This is a genomic window from Vibrio sp. R-1, from assembly GCF_035615595.1.
In the GTDB taxonomy this organism is placed as follows: domain Bacteria; phylum Pseudomonadota; class Gammaproteobacteria; order Enterobacterales; family Vibrionaceae; genus Vibrio; species Vibrio cholerae.
The window spans coordinates 1-905 of record NZ_WPDC01000235.1 but is presented as its reverse complement, the minus strand read 5'-3'; the positions used below and the strand labels follow the sequence as shown (position 1 = coordinate 905).

The 905-nt window shown below is 53.9% G+C and carries 1 protein-coding gene; it reads left to right on the top strand.

Going from position 1 to position 905, the window contains the following annotated elements; translation table 11 throughout:
• Positions 1-905: thiamine pyrophosphate-dependent enzyme (locus tag GOU96_RS17830; RefSeq protein ID WP_324702098.1), on the top strand; the 905-nt coding region annotated here is incomplete at both ends.

Here is a 905-nt window from a genome sequence, read left to right as displayed (position 1 = left end):
GCCCTGAGCATGGACGGCGTTCAAAAAGCTAACTCTGGCCACCCGGGAGCCCCGATGGGCATGGCGGATATCGCCGAAGTGCTGTGGCGTTCACACTTAAACCACAACCCACAAAACCCAAACTGGGCTGACCGCGACCGTTTCGTACTGTCTAACGGCCACGGCTCTATGCTGATTTACTCGCTGCTACACCTGAGCGGTTACGAGCTGTCGATTGACGATTTGAAAAACTTCCGTCAACTGCACTCAAAAACACCGGGTCACCCAGAATACGGTTACGCACCGGGCATCGAAACCACCACTGGCCCACTAGGCCAAGGCATCACCAATGCCGTAGGTATGGCGATTGCTGAAAAAGCTCTGGCGGCGCAGTTCAACAAACCGGGTCACGACATCGTTGACCACTTCACTTATGTGTTCATGGGTGACGGCTGTTTGATGGAAGGTATCTCGCACGAAGCCTGTTCACTGGCGGGCACACTTGGCCTTGGCAAACTGATTGCGTTCTGGGATGACAACGGTATTTCTATCGACGGTCACGTGGAAGGCTGGTTCTCAGACGACACACCAAAACGTTTTGAAGCGTACGGCTGGCATGTGATCCCAGCAGTTGATGGTCACGATGCAGATGCGATTAACGCTGCGATTGAAGCGGCGAAAGCAGAAACCTCTCGCCCAACGCTGATTTGTACCAAAACCATCATCGGTTTCGGCTCACCAAACAAAGCGGGCTCACACGACTGTCACGGCGCACCTCTGGGCAACGATGAAATCAAAGCCGCCCGTGAATTCTTGGGTTGGGAATACGCTCCATTTGAAATCCCAGCGGACATCTACGCAGCGTGGGATGCTAAACAAGCAGGCGCAAGCAAAGAAGCCGCTTGGGATGAGAAATTCGCCGCTTA